General features: G+C 43.3%; 19 protein-coding genes, 2 tRNA genes and 1 pseudogene. 11 read left to right on the forward strand and 11 right to left on the reverse strand.

Annotated elements, in window-relative coordinates:
* Nucleotides 1–11: 11 nt before the first annotated feature.
* Nucleotides 12–1,409, forward strand: a complete 1,398-nt coding sequence (locus tag C0582_04250) for a nitronate monooxygenase (GenBank protein ID PLX29746.1) — start codon at nucleotides 12–14, stop codon at nucleotides 1,407–1,409.
* Entirely contained in the window at nucleotides 1,354–1,920 is a 567-nt protein-coding gene (locus C0582_04255; GenBank protein PLX29747.1) for a hypothetical protein, read from the forward strand. Before C0582_04250 ends, C0582_04255 begins: the two co-directional genes overlap by 56 nt.
* 22 nt (nucleotides 1,921–1,942) lie before the next feature.
* Here the strand turns inward: C0582_04255 and fumC are convergent.
* A pseudogene (gene fumC, locus C0582_04260) lies at nucleotides 1,943–3,336 on the reverse strand (class II fumarate hydratase).
* A gap of 24 nt (nucleotides 3,337–3,360) precedes the next feature.
* Nucleotides 3,361–3,798, reverse strand: coding sequence for an RNA polymerase-binding protein DksA (dksA, locus tag C0582_04265; protein ID PLX29748.1), 438 nt, complete (start codon nucleotides 3,796–3,798; stop codon nucleotides 3,361–3,363).
* A 65-nt stretch (nucleotides 3,799–3,863) separates the two neighbouring features.
* Between dksA and C0582_04270 the strand changes: the two genes are divergently transcribed.
* Nucleotides 3,864–4,124, forward strand: coding sequence for a hypothetical protein (locus C0582_04270; GenBank protein ID PLX29749.1), 261 nt, complete (start codon nucleotides 3,864–3,866; stop codon nucleotides 4,122–4,124).
* Nucleotides 4,125–4,278: 154 nt separating this feature from the next.
* On the forward strand, nucleotides 4,279–5,478 hold the full coding sequence (locus tag C0582_04275; GenBank protein PLX29810.1) for an ATP-dependent RNA helicase: 1,200 nt from the start codon (nucleotides 4,279–4,281) through the stop codon (nucleotides 5,476–5,478).
* Nucleotides 5,479–5,512: 34 nt separating this feature from the next.
* On the opposite strand, the gene C0582_04280 is transcribed toward C0582_04275, so the two are convergent.
* The 3 genes from C0582_04280 to C0582_04290 form a co-directional block, all read right to left on the reverse strand.
* Nucleotides 5,513–6,472 (reverse strand): molecular chaperone DnaJ, encoded by a 960-nt coding sequence (locus tag C0582_04280; GenBank protein ID PLX29750.1) that lies wholly within the window; start codon nucleotides 6,470–6,472, stop codon nucleotides 5,513–5,515.
* A gap of 20 nt (nucleotides 6,473–6,492) precedes the next feature.
* Nucleotides 6,493–7,422, reverse strand: a complete 930-nt coding sequence (locus C0582_04285) for a thymidylate synthase (FAD) (protein PLX29751.1) — start codon at nucleotides 7,420–7,422, stop codon at nucleotides 6,493–6,495.
* Nucleotides 7,423–7,788: 366 nt separating this feature from the next.
* A complete protein-coding gene (locus C0582_04290) occupies nucleotides 7,789–8,469 on the reverse strand; it encodes a hypothetical protein (protein PLX29752.1) in 681 nt (226 codons plus the stop codon).
* Between the two features lie 370 nt (nucleotides 8,470–8,839).
* On the opposite strand from C0582_04290, the gene C0582_04295 reads away from it, so the two are divergent.
* On the forward strand, nucleotides 8,840–9,031 hold the full coding sequence (locus tag C0582_04295; protein PLX29753.1) for a hypothetical protein: 192 nt from the start codon (nucleotides 8,840–8,842) through the stop codon (nucleotides 9,029–9,031).
* Nucleotides 9,032–9,252: 221 nt separating this feature from the next.
* On the opposite strand, the gene C0582_04300 is transcribed toward C0582_04295, so the two are convergent.
* The 6 genes from C0582_04300 to C0582_04325 form a co-directional block, all read right to left on the reverse strand.
* Nucleotides 9,253–9,702 (reverse strand): hypothetical protein, encoded by a 450-nt coding sequence (locus tag C0582_04300; GenBank protein PLX29754.1) that lies wholly within the window; start codon nucleotides 9,700–9,702, stop codon nucleotides 9,253–9,255.
* A gap of 443 nt (nucleotides 9,703–10,145) precedes the next feature.
* Entirely contained in the window at nucleotides 10,146–11,792 is a 1,647-nt protein-coding gene (gene groL / locus C0582_04305; GenBank protein ID PLX29755.1) for a chaperonin GroEL, read from the reverse strand.
* 31 nt (nucleotides 11,793–11,823) lie between these two features.
* Nucleotides 11,824–12,111: a co-chaperone GroES gene (locus tag C0582_04310; protein PLX29756.1), complete on the reverse strand. Its 288-nt coding sequence runs from the start codon at nucleotides 12,109–12,111 to the stop codon at nucleotides 11,824–11,826.
* Between the two features lie 85 nt (nucleotides 12,112–12,196).
* The gene (locus tag C0582_04315) at nucleotides 12,197–13,123 is read right to left on the reverse strand and encodes a hypothetical protein (GenBank protein ID PLX29757.1); all 927 of its coding nucleotides are present in this window, start codon (nucleotides 13,121–13,123) and stop codon (nucleotides 12,197–12,199) included.
* A gap of 384 nt (nucleotides 13,124–13,507) precedes the next feature.
* Nucleotides 13,508–13,583, reverse strand: a tRNA-Asn gene (locus C0582_04320).
* Nucleotides 13,584–13,656: 73 nt separating this feature from the next.
* Nucleotides 13,657–13,730 (reverse strand) — tRNA-Cys (locus C0582_04325).
* 61 nt (nucleotides 13,731–13,791) lie between these two features.
* Here C0582_04325 and C0582_04330 point away from each other — a divergent pair.
* From C0582_04330 to C0582_04355, 6 genes are all read left to right on the forward strand, one after another.
* Nucleotides 13,792–14,109 carry a hypothetical protein gene (locus C0582_04330; GenBank protein PLX29758.1) on the forward strand — a complete coding sequence of 106 codons (318 nt, stop codon included), beginning with the start codon at nucleotides 13,792–13,794 and terminating at the stop codon, nucleotides 14,107–14,109.
* Between the two features lie 21 nt (nucleotides 14,110–14,130).
* Nucleotides 14,131–15,681, forward strand: coding sequence for a hypothetical protein (locus C0582_04335; GenBank protein PLX29759.1), 1,551 nt, complete (start codon nucleotides 14,131–14,133; stop codon nucleotides 15,679–15,681).
* Complete coding sequence (locus C0582_04340; protein PLX29760.1) at nucleotides 15,593–16,222, forward strand: hypothetical protein; 630 nt, start codon at nucleotides 15,593–15,595, stop codon at nucleotides 16,220–16,222. Before C0582_04335 ends, C0582_04340 begins: the two co-directional genes overlap by 89 nt.
* A gap of 130 nt (nucleotides 16,223–16,352) precedes the next feature.
* Nucleotides 16,353–17,081 carry an ABC transporter gene (locus tag C0582_04345; protein ID PLX29761.1) on the forward strand — a complete coding sequence of 243 codons (729 nt, stop codon included), beginning with the start codon at nucleotides 16,353–16,355 and terminating at the stop codon, nucleotides 17,079–17,081.
* Entirely contained in the window at nucleotides 17,078–17,932 is an 855-nt protein-coding gene (locus tag C0582_04350) for a zinc ABC transporter permease (protein PLX29762.1), read from the forward strand. The genes C0582_04345 and C0582_04350 overlap by 4 nt, the downstream gene beginning before the upstream one ends.
* Complete coding sequence (locus tag C0582_04355) at nucleotides 17,929–18,867, forward strand: ABC transporter substrate-binding protein (protein PLX29763.1); 939 nt, start codon at nucleotides 17,929–17,931, stop codon at nucleotides 18,865–18,867. The genes C0582_04350 and C0582_04355 overlap by 4 nt, the downstream gene beginning before the upstream one ends.
* The last annotated feature ends 1 nt before the right edge of the window (nucleotide 18,868 follow it).

Raw genomic sequence — 18,868 nt, forward strand, 5'->3', positions numbered from 1 at the left:
AGCAGGAATCCATGGTACACCTGAAAAATCTTTTTCTCTCAGGCAAAGATGTCCTCCCCCTTATCGAAGGCGGTAAAGGGATCGCTGTCTCCACAGGCGTGAGCGCTGGTGCTTGGGCCAATGCAGGCGGTATTGGCACTTTCTCTGGCGTCAATGCCGATGCTTATGATGAAAACGGCAAGCTGATCCCTGTTGTATACAAGGGAAAAACCCGCCGTGAGCGTCATTTTGAACTGATTGATTATGCAATCAAAGGGGGCATCTCCCAAGCAAAAATAGCTCATGATATGGCTGCCGGTTCAGGCCGCCTTCACATGAATGTTTTGTGGGAAATGGCGGGCGCCGAGAAAATTTTACATGGTGTCCTATCAGCAACAAAGGGTCTTGTTCATGGCATCACCTGTGGTGCCGGGATGCCCTATCGTTTGGCAGAAATTGCAGCTAAATATAATATCTATTATTATCCCATTGTTTCCTCTGCACGGGCATTTAGCGCCCTTTGGCGGCGTGCCTATAACAAGTTTTCGGATATGCTCGGTGCCGTTGTTTATGAAGATCCTTGGCTTGCTGGTGGGCATAATGGCCTTTCACGCACCGAAAGTGCTGATATCCCCGAAGATCCTTATCCCCGGGTAAAAGCTCTTCGTGAAACATTGAAATCTCTGGGTCTTTCAGCAACACCCATTATCATGGCCGGCGGTGTTTGGCATTTAAATGATTGGAAGAATTGGATTGACAATCCAGAACTTGGCCCCATTGCCTTTCAATTCGGCACACGCCCTTTACTGACACAAGAAAGCCAAATTTCCCATGCCTGGAAGAAAAAGCTTCTAACGTTGAAAAAAGGCGATATATATCTTAACAAATTCAGTCCAACTGGTTTTTACTCATCAGCGGTGGAAAATGATTTCCTCATCGATCTCAAGGAAAGAAGTGAACGTCAAGTTTCTTTCCAAACAGAAGATTCGGATACGTTTAACACACCTGTTTCTTTTGGAAGCCGCGGTCGTCTCATATACATTCAAGCCAAAGACCTAGAAGCTGTTAATGCCTGGAAACAACAAGGCTTTACCACATTGATGAAAACCCCTGATAGCACCGTTGTGTTCGTCACACCTGAACAGTCAACCCAAATCCTCAAAGATCAAATTGACTGCATGGGATGTCTCAGCGCATGTGTCTTCAGTAATTGGTCCCAAGGGGAATCTGGAACCACTGGTCGCAAAGCAGATCCACGCTCCTTCTGCATTCAAAAAACACTTCAATCTATTGCCCACGGTGGAAGTGTAAATGATAATTTGATGTTTGCAGGTCACAGTGCTTATCGCTTTGCTCAAGATCCTTTCTATAAAGATGGATTTGTCCCAGCCGTTAAGCAGCTTGTTGATCGGATTTGCACCGGGGCCTAGGATGAACGGTTTTTTTACCTCTTCCTGGATTTCCCCTGTTTTGGTAGCTCTAACACTCACTCTCCCTTTCAAAGGCTTACATTGTCAAACCCAGCCTGCTCTGCAACTGCCTAAATATGTATCCACCAAAAGCGCGCCGAGTAATATGCGCGTTGGACCGGGAAAACACTTTCCCATTGAGTGGGTTTACAATTACCGAGGCATGCCGTTTCGGGTGATCACGGCTTTTCGGGATTGGTACAAAGTGGCAGATCACACAGGAACAAAGGGCTGGATCAATCGTTCCCTTCTAAGCCGTAAGCTTCACAAGATCGTTGTTAAAAAAACACATATCCGAAAAACAAAAAATACCCAAAGTCCGATTCAAGCCACCCTATTACCGGATGTGATTGTTGTAACCGATCATTGCAATACGTCTATTTGTAAAGTATCTCTCAAATCAGGAAACCTAAAAATTAAAGGGTACACGCCCTCTGAAAATCTCTGGCCCACCCCGCAAGCTAAAACCTAAGGCCTCTCCTTAAACGAACAACTCATCCCTCTTTTGGCTGCGTCATGTTTTTAAGATCAAGCGCTTCATCAAAAGCCTCTTCACTCAGATAGCCCAGGGCAACCACAGCCTGCTTTAAAGTGATCTTTTCTTGATATGCTTTAGTTGCAACCTTGGCTGCCTTATCATACCCAATAATGGGATTCAATGCCGTAACAAGCATCAAAGACTGTTGAAGATACGCCTCTATTTTCTCAAAGTTCGGGCTTATCCCTTGGAGACATCTTTCATCAAAGCCCACCAAGGCATCCCTTAATAGCTCAATGGATTTTAAAACGTTATAGATAATAACTGGTTTAAAAGCATTTAATTCCAGTTGCCCACTGGACCCCGCAATTGTCACGGTCATATGATTGCCCATCACCTGCGCACAAACCATTGTGAGTGCTTCAATTTGGCTGGGATTAATCTTCCCCGGCATAATCGAAGACCCCACCTCATTGGCAGGAAGTTCCAGCTCTCCAATACCGCATCGTGGCCCCGATGAAAGCAGTCGAAGATCATTGGCAATTTTCATCATGGAAACAGCAAGTGTATTCAAGCCACCCGAAAGCTCCACTAGGGCGTCATGGGCGGCAATCGCCTCAAATTTATTCTCCGCTTCCGTAAAAGCACACCCCGTGAATGCATTCAACTGATGGATGAATTTCTGTGGGAAAGATTCTGTACTGTTCAACCCCGTGCCCACAGCAGTTCCCCCCATTGCTAAAGCCAGCAAACGCGGCAGCATGCTGTCAAGTCTTGCGCGAGAAAGCTTGAGTTGTGTTTGATAGCCTGAAAATTCTTGTCCAAGCGTGATCGGCGTTGCATCCTGCATATGCGTGCGCCCCACTTTAATCAGCTCTTGAAAATCAAGGACCTTATTAGAAAAAGTTTTCTCAACTCTTTGCAATGCCGGGATCAACTGGGTTTTTAATGCCATCACCGTTGCCACATGCATCGCTGTTGGAAAAGAATCATTGGTCGACATCCCAAAATTCACATGGTCATTGGGATGAACCGGTGTTTTGCTCCCCAACGGCTGACCTTGTTGATGATTTGCGATGTTGGCAATCACTTCATTTAAGTTCATATTGGTGTGTGTGCCCGACCCTGTTTGCCAAACTTTCAAGGGGAAGTGATCATCATACTGTCCCTTTAAAATGTCATCCGCCGCCGCCGAAATACGTTCAACAATGGGCTGAGACAGGCTTTCAATATTAGCCCAAGCAGACGCTTTTTTGACCAAAGCATAGGCATAGATCAAGGATAAAGGAATAGTCTCGGAGCTTATCGAAAAGTTATCCAGAGATCGCTGCGTCTGTGCGCCCCAAAAAACTTGTTTGCTGGAATCTCAACCAAACCAAAGGTGTCTTGCTCTTGACGAAACTTAGCCATTGAACCTCGGGGCAATATATAAAATCAGATGTCTTTGTGAATACGTTCCATCCGCTCGTGTTGCTCCTGGGCTTCAATGCAAAGCGTTGCAATGGGCCGCGCTTCCAGTCGCTTAAGCGAGATGGGTTCACCTGTTTCAATGCAGTAGCCATACGAGCCATCCTCAATGCGTTGAAGCGCTTGATCTATTTTACTCAACAACTTCCGCTCACGATCCCGGGTTCTCAATTCAAGAGATCGGTCTGTCTCATGGGAAGCTTGATCACTGACATCAGGCTCTTTTTGAGTCTCTTCTTGCAGATGCGTGAGCGTTTCGCTTGATGTTTCTAAAATTTCTTGCCGCCAATCCAATAATTTTTTCCGAAAATAAGCAATTTGCTGCAAGTTCATAAATGGTTCATCTAAATGAGGTTTGTAACCTTCTGGCAAGTGAATGTCATCAAAGCGACTGCTCTGTTGCATCGATAGTCTCCAATATTTGTCCTATTATCATACTGAAAAATCTCTCAAGGTTGTAATGTTTTTTTATGAAAACATCCCTCTATCTCAAAGACGGGAATGCCCCTTATAAATTATATGCTTTACGGTCAGTGCACACCCCCAGCGTCAGCCCTTATATTTGTAACCTGCGTAAGAAAAATAAAATTCAGCCCGGCGCTTTTTTAAAACAAATATTAACCCAACCTCTTAGTATATTTGTTAAAAGCTTGCTTTATTCATTTAGAATCGCTATGTGTCTGTTGAGTGATCCGTCCTCTTGCGAAATGAATACGATTTTTTGTATATAACGCCTGTGAATCGCATAGGCATCTAAAGATTTCCTAAATACTGAGTCTTTAGCGTTTGAATAAGAGTGGAAGCAGCTGAACCAAACGGTTTGTGTTCAGGTGACAACTCTAAAAAACGTCAAACCTCAGAGGAATTATGACTACTTTTCAAACCATGGGCTTGCCCGAATCTCTTATGCACACGCTCCAGAGCATGAACTTTCAAACCCCAACTCCCATTCAACAGCAAACCATTCCGCTTGCCCTCTCCGGACAGGACATTCTAGGATCGGCTCAAACCGGAACCGGGAAAACAGCTGCTTTTGGTATTCCGCTGATTGCAAAGCTATTAAAAGAACCTCAATCATCAGCCTTGATTTTGACGCCCACACGGGAGCTTGCGGATCAGGTTTTAAAACAACTTCGTATTATGCTTGGCCAAAAAACAAAAATTCAAACGGCCCTGCTCATTGGTGGCGATCCAATGCCCAAGCAACTACAACAGCTCAAGCGAAACCCTCAGCTGGTTGTGGGCACTCCCGGCCGCGTTAATGACCATCTCAATCGCCGCAGTCTTTCACTCAAAACAACAAACTTTTTGGTGCTCGACGAAACAGATCGTATGCTTGATATGGGTTTCTCAATTCAAATTGATGAAATCCTCAAACACATGAAATCTGAGCGACAAACCCTTCTGTTCTCTGCAACACTCGCCAAAAAAATATCTCAAATTGCTGAAAAATATTTAAAAAACCCAGCGCGTATTTCTGTGAGTTCCGCAACTGCCCCTGCAACAAACATTAAGCAGGAAAACATCAATGTTCATGAAGCAGAAAAATACACAAAGCTCTGTGATGAATTAGACAAAAGAACCGGCTCGATTATTATTTTTGTTAAAACCAAGTATAATGCCGATAAAATGGCCATCAAACTCTCTAAGCAAGGGTATGACTCCGATGCCATTCATGGCGATCTTCGGCAAAACAAACGGGAACGTGTTTTAACAAATTTCCGCAATAAAAAATACCGCATTTTGGTTGCAACTGATGTTGCGGCGCGGGGTCTTGATGTGCCTCACATTGAACATGTCATCAACTATGACCTACCACAAAGCCCAGAAGATTATGTCCACCGTATTGGCCGAACTGCTCGGGCAGGTGCCACCGGGGAAGCGCTTAATTTGATTTCAGGTGCTGACAAAGCCAAGTGGTATGCCATCGAACACTTTATCAATCCAGGGTCAAAACCGCCGAAAATTCTGAAGATGGATAGTAACACGAAGAAAGCCCCGAGAAAGTCTTTTTCAAAAGATGATAAGAAACCTTTCTTAAAAAAGAAAAGTGGCAAACCTTTTGCCCGGAAAAAGTCTGCCTAGCAATCATACCTAAACCCCTTGCAGAGATCTCTCCTTAGAAATCTCTGCGGGGCGTATAGGGGCTTTGATCCTGAATCTTCTGCATCATCGTTTCGAAATCAGTCTCCAGCTTTTCTGGCAGCATGATTTGGAGTTTGACAATTTGATCCCCTTTTCGCCCTTCCTTCTCAATGCCTTTGCCTTTCAAGCGCAATGATTGGCCCGACTGGCTGCCAGCGGTTATTTTCAAACTTAACTTACCATGAATGGTTGGCACGGTTACTTTTGCCCCCAACGCAGCTTCATAGATCGTCAGTGGCAAGTCCAATCGAATATCCAATTCATCCCGTGTGAAATAGGGATGAGAGGCAACCAAGATTTCAATGATGGCATCTCCCGGCTGGCCCGCGCCGCCTCTGTGTCCCGGTTCGCCTTTGCCCTTAAGCCTCAGCTTGTCATGGTTTTTTGTACCGGCAGGAATTTTCAAGGATACAGGCTTGGGCCCACCAATATTGATTTGCTTAACGGTGCCTTGTGCCGCATCAATAAAACCAACTTTCAGCGTATACGTCCGGTCTGAGCCGCGTGCATGCGCTTCTTGCTGCGCTGATCGACCATAAGAGCGCCGACCGCCGCCCATGCCCCCACCAAAAATCGATGAAAAAATATCTTCTGTTGAAAAGCCGCTAGCGCCCCCGAAATCAAATCCTGCATCCGCAAAGGGATTGCCGCCTTGATGGCCAGAACCGCCGCCAAAGCCGCCAGCTCCTCCACCAAACGGATTTGTGGGATTGCCCTGATCATCGATTTGACCGGCATCATATTGGGCTCTTTTTTCTTTATCGGACAAAACATCATAAGCCGCGGTGAGCTCTTGAAACTTAGCGGCAACTTTTGGATCATTTGGGTTAACGTCTGGATGGTATTTTTTAGCCAGCCGACGATAAGCGGCTTTGATATCTTTATCCGAGGCCCCTTTTGAAAGCCCAAGGGTCTTGTATAAAGCATCAGACATGATTTGCTGCCTCCTTATCCTTAAGCAAGACCAAGTTTGGCTTGAACCTCTTGCCACTCCCGGGCTGAAAGCCCCATGGCCAATGGATCAATCTCTTCCCCTTTCAGCATTTTTTGAATCACCTTCAGAGCCGTTGCCGAAAAGTATCCACCATTCATGCGATGCTCAACAAAAGCCTCATAGCTTAAGGGCATCCATTTTTTCAACAGGTCCATCATCACATCTGCATAGACACGAATTTCATATTGTGCGTGGGAATCAGCGCGCAAAGAGAGGAAGTGCATCAAATTATGAAGGTTGGTTTTCCAGTACCACTGGGTATAGTAGCTCAAATTCAAATTCATTCGGGCCAATTCACGTGCGAGCCCTTTGTTCCCCTCTGTGATCATCTCACCCGTCTCACGATGGTTCAAAAGCTCTTCATACGTTTGATAAGACTGCTCAGCATCCCGCTTCAACAGATAAAGCGCTCGCTCTGCTTCAGCGCCTTCCAAAAGTTCTTCTCGTCCTTGTTTGTTAATGGTTGATTGCGCAGCCAGGTTGTCTTCGGTTGGCGTGTAAAACTCACGGTCCAAAATCGAATAACGGGCGGAATATTCATTAACACTGGCAGTCCGGTGCCGAATCCATTGGCGCGCCACAAAGATGGGGAGCTTGACATGAAACTTAATTTCACACATCTCAAACGGGGTTGTGTGACGATGGCGCATCAGATAATTGATCAATCCTTGATCGGCACTTTTTTTCTTCGTCCCTTTTCCATAGGAAACCCGCGCTGCCTGCACCACCGCTGCATCGTCGCCCATGTAATCCACGACCCGGATAAAGCCATGGCCCAGCACTGGAAAGGCTTGGCCCAAAACCGCTTCAAGCTCGGGGCTTGTCGCCCGTTTTGTTTGAGAAGTTTCTAATTCTGAGTGATCTGAGACGCTGTTTATCTGGGAAGTCATTTGTGTATTACCAACTATTGTGAATCGTTTTAAACTGAAAACCTTAATGCAAAAACTATACCACAATAGAAGACGCGTACAATACTCTAGTTATAAAATCTCAGAGCCAGCTCTCCAAAAACTTCGGTCGTTAAGGGGGCAGCATCTCAGTTTTATCTTTGATCAATCGATCACTTGTGTGATGTTTAAACCTAGATTAAGCATTCATGGATCTTGTCCTAGATAGATATTGTCTCAAACGAAACGCATCATGAATTTTTGAAACGATCTGCTCAACAAGAAAAAGGCCAGCGTTTTATTTCTAAAAGCCGGCCTTTCTATTTTGGCGCTGGGTCTTTCCCTTCTTAATTTCTAAACACCACTCATTTAAGATTTAATGAGCTTCTTAAGTTGGGGATATACCTCAGAGGTATAATGGACACAGGTCTTAATCCAATCATTTTGGTGAGCCTTTCTATCTATTTCTGGAACACCCAAATATCCCTCTAATTTAGCTTGGCATTTTTGTTTATTATCTTCCAAAATATGATCAGGGGTCTTAGAGTCACGACTCTTCCTACGTGTAGACATGCCTGCATTCAGCCCTACTTTAATTTTCTCGATAAAGAGAGGGGCTTCTGCATAGGTGGGTATTTTGCGCACCCAATAATTAAGGATCGGGTCTTGGTCAGCTCCGCTAATATCAGCGCCTCTTTTAATAAATTCCCGGGCCATTTTAGGTGTTCTGACGTAATAAAGGCCGGTTCTTCCAATCTGGTTATGCACATCAACAGAAGCGCCTTTATCTATCAAAAGCTCTAACATTTTAGGTGAGCGGGCTTCATGAATGGGGCAGCCGGGTTTTAATGGACAAAAAGAAACATCAATTGGATATAATCTAAGGATTTTCTTTGTACCTTCAAGATCATCCGCTTGAATCGCATTAATCAAATTCTCCATTTCACTATAAGTGAATACTTTCGGCTGGTCTTGATTTTGATTTGAGCATCCTGTCAGAATCAGAAAAGCACCTATTAAGCAGGTATAAATCATCTTATCGAATTTCATAGTAGCCTCTTTTAAGTTGTTTATATGTTAATTATATATTCATACATCCTTAAATATCTAGTTATAAATTCATCCTTGTTGTGGCCCCTCTTTTTTATTTCCCTTCATAGTATCGGGTCAGCGTTTATCTCTTTGTAAGTGGTTTGCGCTCCTCATCCCTGATTTGACTTTTATAAATTTTTGATCCATCATAACTTGTGGTTTAATCATTACTGGGAGACTTCTTAAATGTTATCTAACAAAACCTTTAACTTACTTAATGCAAAACGAATCTTAAAAGTTACCAGCTTCTTATTGATTCTGCTAGGGACACACACCAATGTACAAGGAAAGAAGGTATATTGGGGAACTATGAAGTCGTGTATAGTCAATGAATATATGGAGGACTGCTGGCTTACAAGTACGAGTCACTGTCACCATGCCTGTGGAGCGAGTGGTACTAAATTTAGCAGCTATGAAAGTTGTCGCCATCAATGTGACCGGTGCAAAGAAAAAGGGGGTGTTTATTTTGGCAAAAGGGTCCTTTTATCAAAAGATTCTACGTCAAAATCAGTATGTCTAAATAAACATAAGTATCCGTTGGATCAATATTGATAATGATGGTTAATAAAATGTTGGTTTATGAGTATGGGGTAGTGTCACCATGCATGTAAATCGAATGACGGTAAATTTAGTAACCATGAAAATAGACCTTTAAACTACTCACTCTCAATAGTTTGGGCGCTGTACCGGATAATTTCCCAAAAGATCTTGAATCAGTTTGTGGCTTTAATCCACCTCGTTCTACTTATACGTGTTGGGTTTCAATAATTTTTCAAGACCTGGGAAATAATCAGCCATAAAAATTTTAGCATCCCTAAGGTTTATTATTTCATGTTGTTTTAATGCCTTGGGGTTTTTGTGGCTATAACGCTCTATATATCGATGAGCTCTTCTTTTAAGATGCAACAAACGCCCGTAAGGCGTTTCTCCAAAATCATCTTTTTGATTCAGATCAGCGCCTTGTTCAATTAAATACTTAATAAGCTCTAGATTAGGGGAAAAATTCCAACTATTCCGGACCATTCGGTGCAGTACAGGCTCTCTCCCTTCATAATTTGGGGTTACTTTTGCTCCCTTACTCACAAAATATTTTGCTATTTCAACGCTTGTGAGAGGCATCGAAAGAACTGAATTTTTTTTAGGCCCGATGTCATTTAACTTCACACCATTTTCAACCATCAAATCGATCATTTCTGGTGTTTTTGCGTGCCTAATTGGATACCCAAATTATTATTATGGTAACTGTTCAAATCACCCCCCCCCCCTTATCTACAACATCTTTGATAAACTCTAGATCATTATCATTGACTGCTACAATAACATCACACGCTGAAATGTCTTTAGAGGGAATATTTTTAGCATCAGTTTCAAAAAGTGCCACGGTAACTAAAAAACACAGGAGGATTTTTCTAAAATCTTTCATAATTTTTTTTTCATATACGTTTTTTAAAAAAAATTAACAATAAATCACGCGCTTTAATATATCACCGTCAAAGGTTATTTTCGGAATGTTTTCTATGATGCCATATATTCTTAATGCCGAGGATACCTTAGTTCATCCTCAAAAAAAAACCCGCCCCAATTTGAGGCAGGTTTTTAGTGATAACAACTCGAGTGAGAGCTGACGACGGGGATTACATTCCCATGCCGCCCATTCCACCCATGCCGCCCATGTCAGGCATCGCTGATTTTGAGCTATCTTCTGGCTTATCAGCAACCATTGCTTCGGTTGTGATCATCAAACCAGCGACAGAGGCAGCGTCTTGAAGTGCTGTCCGCACAACTTTTGTTGGATCAATAACCCCAAACTTGAACATGTCACCATATTCAGCTGTTTGCGCATTGAATCCAAAGCTGCTGTCTTTGCTTTCCATGATTTTACCAATAACAATCGATCCATCATGTCCCGCATTTTGGGCGATCTGGCGAGTTGGAGACTGAATAGCGCGGCGAATGATATCAATACCGACGCGTTGATCATCATTTTCGAATTTCAGACCGGCAAACACAGTGTGTGCATGAAGAAGGGCAGAACCACCACCGGCAACAACGCCTTCTTCAACAGCAGCACGCGTTGCATGCATCGCATCTTCAACACGGTCTTTACGCTCTTTCACTTCAACTTCACTTGCGCCACCAACGCGGATCACCGCAACACCGCCAGAAAGTTTTGCCAATCGCTCTTGAAGTTTTTCGCGATCATAGTCAGAGGTTGTTTCTTCCATTTGGCCCCGAATTTCTTTACAGCGCGCTTCGATGGCAGCTTTGTTACCTGCCCCATCAACAAAGGTTGTGTTTTCTTTGTTGACTGTGATGCGTTTGGCTGTACCAAGATTATCAACCGTGATGTTTTCAAGCTTTTGACCAGTTTCTTCACTGACAAGTGTTCCACCTGTTAGAACGGCCATGTCTTCAAGCATTGCTTTACGACGGTCGCCGAATCCTGGTGCTTTCACTGCACATACTTTTAAACCACCGCGCAATTTGTTGACAACCAAGGTCGCAAGGGCCTCTCCTTCAACATCTTCAGCAATGATCATCAGTGCACGACCAGATTGCGCAACGCTTTCAAGAACGGGAAGCATTGGCTGCAGGCTTGAAATTTTCTTGTCATAAAGCAAGATGTATGGATTTTCAAGCTCACACACCATTTTCTCGGTGTTGCTGGCAAAGTACGGACTGATGTATCCACGGTCAAACTGCATACCCTCAACGACTTCAAGTTCCGTTTCAAAAGACTTTGCTTCTTCAACAGTGATGACACCTTCTTTGCCCACTTTTTGCATGGCTTTGGCAATCATTTCACCAATTTCTTTTTCACCATTGGCTGAGATGGTTGCAACTTGCGAGATCTCATCATCTGTTGTCACCTGGCGAGAGCGTTTTTTGATATCTGCCACAACAGCATTTGTTGCCAAATCAATACCACGCTTCAAATCCATGGGATTCATGTCAGCTGCAACTGCTTTCAGACCTTCGCGAACAATCGCTTGAGCCAAAACTGTAGCTGTTGTTGTTCCGTCACCAGCAAGATCGTTTGTTCTGCTCGCAACTTCACGAATCATTTGCGCACCCATGTTCTCGAATTTGTCTTCAAGGGTGATTTCTTTGGCAACAGACACACCATCTTTGGTTATCCGTGGCGCTCCAAATGATTTTTCCAAAACAACGTGACGCCCTTTAGGCCCCAATGTTACTTTCACCGCATTAGCAAGGGTATCAAGCCCCTTAAGCATTTTACTGCGTGCGTCTGTTGAAAATTTAACTTCTTTAGCAGACATATGTTTTCTCCTTAAATTAACTGTTTATAGATTATTGAACGATTCCGAAAATGTCGGATTCTTTCATGATGAGTAGATCTTCATCACCGATTTTCACGTCTGTGCCAGACCATTTAACAAAGATAACTTTATCTCCTTTTTTAACGGTTAACTGGACGAGCTTACCGTTTTCGTCACGGCTTCCCTCACCAACGGCAATCACTTCACCTTCGATTGGTTTTTCTTTAGCTGTATCAGGGATAATGATACCACCTGATGTTTTAGATTCCTGTTCTACGCGGCGAACAAGAACGCGATCATGTAGGGGTTTAAAATTCATTTTGACCTCGTTGTTATTAGATTTTTGATGTTTAGCACTTGATGTGCCAGTGTGCTAACATGTATATCTGCAAGGTGCCAACATGTCAAGAAGAAGCTGTTGAAAAATTTCTGCTAAAGCACGTAATGGTTATGAAATAACACACCGCGAGTAGCACAGGATATGACAGCGTCAAAAGCGCACTTTGTGAATACTCATGTAATAAGGATCCAATTAAGGGGGCCGTTCCAGCCAAAGCCGTACTTCCCACCGCATGGCCAATGGAGATCACCCGAAAACGATCCCGGACAGTGGTCCGCTCCATCATAAGGGGCATAATCGGCCCCACCATACCAAAAGTCAACACACCAAGGATACCAAATAAGAAAAGGGGATAATGATTATGAGCGGCGCAGTAAACCATAATGGCGATACAAATCACTAAACCAAATAAAAAAACCTTAATAATTGTAACTTTATCAATCTTATCAGCACAATATCCCAACGCTAACGTCACAGAGGCATACCCAAAAAGATAGGCATTGCTGATTTTCACCCCTTGTTTTTGATCAATAATTTCAAGAATATCCGCTAGATAACCATTTATAAAAACAGCCAGATAATAATAGATCGCGCCATTTAAACCCGCGAAAATAGCCATATAAATAATCAGTGTTTTATTTTTTTGAATGCAATCCCAAGTCGACAGCGCTTCACCATCCTGCAGAGCATGCGCAAAGTCTGGTGTTTCATCCATTGATAATCTCAGAAGAAGAATACCTAGGCTTAACACACCTCCCATAATGAAAAGCCATTGCCATGAAAATCCAAAGTCTAAAACAGAACCAGCCAAATAAGAGGCCATGAAAATCCCACCAGAACAGGATAAACTGGAAAAGCCATTGGCAAGAGAATATTTACGTTCTCCCCAATGTTCCATGGCAAACACACGAACCCCATCTCCCTCTGCACTAATACAGGCTCCTTGAAGCGTTCGTGCAAAAATAAGTAAAGCCGTTGCTTGCCAGCCAATCTCTGCATAAGAGGGCTAAAACCCAATCAACAATGTTGACAACAACATCCTCAAGATGCTGATGAAGAGGACTTTTTTCCGCCCATACAAATCCCCTATTTTTGACAAAAATATAGATCCGACGGGTTTGGCAGCAAACCCCATAAAGAAAACACCGAAAACACGAATAAAGGCCAAAGTCTTATTATGGGCAGATGCGGGGAAAAAATGAGTGTTGATTTCTGTCGCTAGAAAAGCGTAAAGCGTATAGTCGTAGTACTCAATAAAGTTCCCAGCAAGGGATGCAAAAGTTGATCTTAGTTTTTTGATAACGCGACCCTATCAAGATAACACAATCAAATTACTATATTTTTTGAAGCTAAGACAAGGAAACATTTTTTAAATTGGCTCCCCGGGCCGGACTCGAACCAGCGACCCAGTGGTTAACAGCCACTTGCTCTACCAACTGAGCTACCGTGGACCATTTATACTCATGTGTTTAACAAAGTTATTTTAAAAAATAAAGTACATAAATGCGATATGCATAAGAAAAGTGGAGGCCGGAACCGGAATCGAACCGGTCTACGAGGATTTGCAGTCCTCTGCATAACCACTCTGCCATCCGGCCTCATACCCACTTACCTACCCTATGGCTATCAATCAGGTCAAGTTTTTGTTAGAGTGCTCTCATGAATATATTAGAAATCACCCCCGACGAGCTTCAGCCTCTTTTAGAAAAAGGGTCTGTATGCCTTGTGGATGTCAGAGAACCTTGGGAAGTTGAAATGTGCTCGATAGAACCGTCCCTTAAAATTCCCCTTGGGCAACTCCCTGACAGGGCTTCTGAATTAGCTGAAAAATCTCCCCTCATATTTTATTGTCATCATGGCGTGCGTAGCCTGAAGGCTGTTCAAATACTTGCATCGGCAGATATTCCGGCAAAAAGCTTAAAAGGAGGGATTGATCTTTGGTCAGAAGTGATTGACCCTACGTGCCCAAAGTACTAAGAATAAATAAAGATAAACACCATGAATCAACAAAACACAGACAACCAAATGTTCAAAAAAAATCACTTTCTCTCATTACTGCTCTGCTTCCTTGCCATTCCTGTTTTGGGTGATGACAAACAAGTCGCAGACAAACCACAACAAAACAAGAAGCCTGAACTTTTATCACACAGTCTTCAAAGCGCCTTCAAAAACGCCTTAACGCTTCCACTCGCCGATACGCAAAGAGAAATTGCCAAAGAAGCCCTCATACAAGCCAAAGCAGCGCGATGGCCGACCATCAACATCGTTGCCAATGGCACCGGCGCTGTTAACGATACCAAGTCGGTGAGAAGGAGGCAGGTTAATGGGCGTGATCCAACGAAAAATAGAGTTCCACAAACCTCTGCTTCAACCACTCTTGAGATCACCCAAAACCTCTACACAGGGGGGGCTATTGACGGCAGAATTGAAGCAGCACAACTCACTGATATCCTTCAAAACAATAACTATCTAGAAGCTGAAAATAGTTTTGTACTTGAAGTCATCACATCCTTACTGAACATTTTAGAAGCGCGCGGCCTTTTAAAGGTTGCCTTAAGAAAGAAAGAACTTCTTGAAAAACGTGCCGATGATATGCAAATTCGAGCCGACTATGGCCTTGAAAGCATTACATCTCTGGAATCAACCAAGGCGGAGGCAGAACAGGCAAAAGCCGAATATAATGCCCAGAAAACCGCGGTAGATGTTGCTGAAAAAACCTACGAAATTTTAACTGGCTCTGAGCTTGATGAAGGAGAAATCGACATCCCCACGCCTGACCTGCCAGAATCTTTTGACCTTATTCAAGAAATGGCCTTTGCCAACAGCTATGAAACCAAAGCCAAAACATTGGGCGTTGAAATCGCTGAACAAGAAGCCGCTGCATCCGAATCCGTTATTTATCCTCAATTGTCCTTAACGGCATCTGGAGGTCGAAACTGGAGCGCCGCCAATGGGTCAACGACTCCTGGAAAAGTTGATTGGAGCCGTCAAGACAATGCATCCGTTACCCTTAAATTAACAGTTCCCCTCGATTACACCGGCGCTAAACATGCTCAGGTTCGTGAAAAAAGAACAGCCCATGCACAAAAGCGCCTTGATGAGCTTAACTTCAGACGTCAGTTTATTTTAAAACTTTTTCAAACATGGAAAAACTATAAAACTTCCCTCAGTAACAATGAAAAGTATCTGGCTCAAATCAAAGCAGCCGATCTATCTCTCGAGGCCGTCCAAGAACAATACAACGCAGGGACAATGAAATATCTTGATGTCCTCGAAGCGATCTCAAGGGCTGCTCAGTCAAACAATGCTTACATCAGAAATAAAAAAGCAGCCCTGTTGAGCGGCTACGAATTGCTTAAGAGAATGGGAACATTGACAACACATCTCAAAAAAGATGCTGAAAAAGAACAATTGAGTCATTCACAAGAAAGCCCATACTGGGACACTTCTCCCCGTCAGTATGCTGCTTTTGGTTGGAAAAATGATCCGGTTTTGTCTAAGATTAATTTTGAAAAACCCACCACAGAAAAAAAGAAAATCAATGAGTAATAACACCCAATCTCCCTCAAACGCCCATCCTGACATGTCTATGGATGAAGTGTTGGCATCCATCCGCAAAATCATTACCACTGATCATGAAGCTGCTGACGCTCAAGCCCAGAACTCAGCATCTCGTGATGATGAAATCATTGAGCTCACAAACGAAATTGCTGAGGAACCATCCAATGAAAATGAATATCATTCGGATGAAGCGTCTTTTGACCCAAAAATCACAGAGGAGGAATATATCTTCCGCCAAGAAACTGTCTCGGTGCAAAATGCTCCTCATCTGGATAAAGTATCTTTTGATCAGTCTCTCCTTTCAGAAGATGCATCGAATGCTTCCAGAAAAGCACTCGATGACCTCGCAAAAACCCTTGAGAGAAAACATGAAGAAGAAAAGCATCAAAAGCCTTCATCTGATAATGGTCTAGAAGCCCTAGTCTTGCGTGCCCTTAAACCAATGCTTAAAGAATGGATCAATGCTCATCTTCCACGGCTCATAGAGCAGATCGTTCAACAAGAAATACAAAAGCTAACTAAAAAATAAATTTGAAGTTCAGTCAGCAAAAAATCATGAAGAAAAAATCCGCCTTCTTTTTTGGGTCCTTCTCTCTTTTCAGCGTAGTTCTGGTGCTGATTTCCCTCATGTGGGTTATGATACTTTGGTCAGCACGCACATGAAGAAAACCATGAAGCAATGCGAGTTAGTCGTTGATGGTCTCAACATCTCTTTTGGTCACTTTACTGCCCTCAAAGATATTAACCTGTGCTTTCCAAAAGGAAGTCTAACGGCCATCGTTGGGCCCAATGGCGGCGGAAAATCAACGCTCATGAAATGCGTTACAGACCAACTTCAACCCACCAAAGGTCGTATCTGTCTTCATGGCACCTCTTCTGAGAATATTTCTTACGTTCCACAGAAATCTTTCTTAGATACGTCTTTCCCAATAACGGTTCATGAAGTGGCTGCAATGGGACTTTTGTCCAAAAAAAATCTTTATCGAGCCATTACTTCCGATCAGATTGAAAAACTTGATCAAACACTGGAAGATATGGGCCTTCAGAACCAAAGAGAGCAATTGGTTGAAACCTTATCCGGAGGACAATTTCAACGGCTCCTGTTTGCAAGGCTTCTCTTGCAAGATCAACCCTTAATTATTCTCGATGAACCCTTTGCTCACATTGACGAGCAGACAAAAGAAGTGCTGTTATCCATTATTCAAACTTGGCATCAAAAGGGCAAAACCATTGTGGTCATTCTCCATGAGCTTGATCTTGTTAAACGGTTTTTTCCCAATACCGTCTTGCTGGCTCGTGAAGTTATCAGCCATGGGCCTACAGATCAGGTTATGTCTGAAAAGAATATTGCAGCTGCCTTTAAAAAATTATTGGAAAATACGGCATGATTTACGATATTTTATTCGCTCCCTTTGAATATGCCTTCATGAAAAAAGCGCTCGTTGGATGCCTATGCCTTGCCATAAGCTGCGGCCCCGTTGGCATCTTCTTGATCTTGCGGCGCATGAGTCTTATGGGCGATGCCCTTTCTCATTCAATCCTACCAGGGGCCGCGCTTGGCTATGTGGTCATGGGATTATCTCTTCTCCCGATGGCGATCGGTGGTGTCATTTCAGGGCTTATCGTCGCCATTTTAGCCGGCATTGTCTCTCGATATACCATGATGAAAGAAGAAGCTAGTTTTGCCGGATTCTTCCTGATTTCGGTTGGCTTGGGGGTTCTGATTATTTCAACGCGAAGTAACTCCATTGATATTATGCATATCCTCTTTGGCAGCGCGCTTGCCATTGATCGTATCTCTCTTTATGTCATCGGCACTGTTTCCACCATTACATTATCAGTGCTGGCCCTTCTTTATCGCTCATTGGTCATGGAATGTTTTGATCCAGAATTTTTCAGAATGATTGGTGGGCAAGGAACCCGAAACCACGTTATATTTCTCTTTCTTGTTGTCCTGAATCTCGTCTCTGGGTTTCAAGCCATGGGAACGCTCTTATCTCTCGCGCTGATGATTTTACCGGCACTGGCCGCACGCTTCTGGTCACAAAAACTGTTTAGCATTATTATCTTAACAACTATTCTTGCTACCCTTTCGGGGTATGTAGGCCTAACCTTGTCCTATCACTTCAACTTACCATCGGGTCCAGCCATTGTTTTGGTTGCGGGTATTTTTTACCTATTATCTCTTTTTATTGGTAGACGAGGCAGTGTTTTAATGTATATGAAGAGCAAGACATGAATTATTATTGCTGCCGTTTCCTTATTCCTTTTGTTCTCGTTGCATCCATCTTTGGCTGCCGCGCAGACACATCCCCCCCTCTAAAAATTGTGACCACCTTTAGCATTCTACAAGATTTCGTTCGTGAAATTGGTAAGGATAAAGTCGTGATATCTATTGTTGGCCCTAACAGTGATGCGCATACCTATCAGCCAACTCCCCGGGATGTGCGTCAAATTGCCCAAGCTGACCTGATTTTTATCAATGGACTTGGATTTGAAGGCTGGATTCACCGTTTGATCAAAAGCTCCGGCTATAAAGGGAAAATTGTGACCGCCACAGACGGAATTCAGCCCATGATGATTAACGATCCTGGTGAAGGAGAAGTGCCCGATCCCCATGCCTGGAACGATATTAAGAATGTTAAAATATACATTAAAAACATATATACCTCTCTCAGTAAGATTGACCCTGAGCAAGCGCCTTTTTATCGCAAAAATTATGAAGATTATTTGGCAAAGCTTGAAGATCTGGATCAATTTATTGTCAATGCGATCAAAGAGATTCCCCAAAAAAAGAGAATCATCATCACAGCTCACGATGCTTTTGGGTATTATGGCCAAAGATATGGTGTGAAATTTCTAGCGCCAGTCGGGACGAGCACTGCCGATGAACCTTCCCCCAAAGCCATGGCCTCTTTAATCGATGTCATTCGAGCGCACAAAATTAAGATGATTTTCGTTGAAAACATTACCAATAAAAAACTGATTCAACAATTGTCTGAAGAAACAGGCATTCAAATTGGGGAAGAAATTTTCTCTGATGCTCTTTCTGAAAAAGATCAACCCGGCTCAACCTATCTTGCAATGATCCGACACAACACCGATCAATTCATCAAAGCCATGCGCCTGATGCAACCTAAAGAAGAGTGCAGATCATCCTCTGTTTATGCCTGAT

This window comes from Alphaproteobacteria bacterium, from assembly GCA_002869105.1.
Taxonomy (GTDB): domain Bacteria; phylum Pseudomonadota; class Alphaproteobacteria; order UBA7879; family UBA7879; genus UBA7879.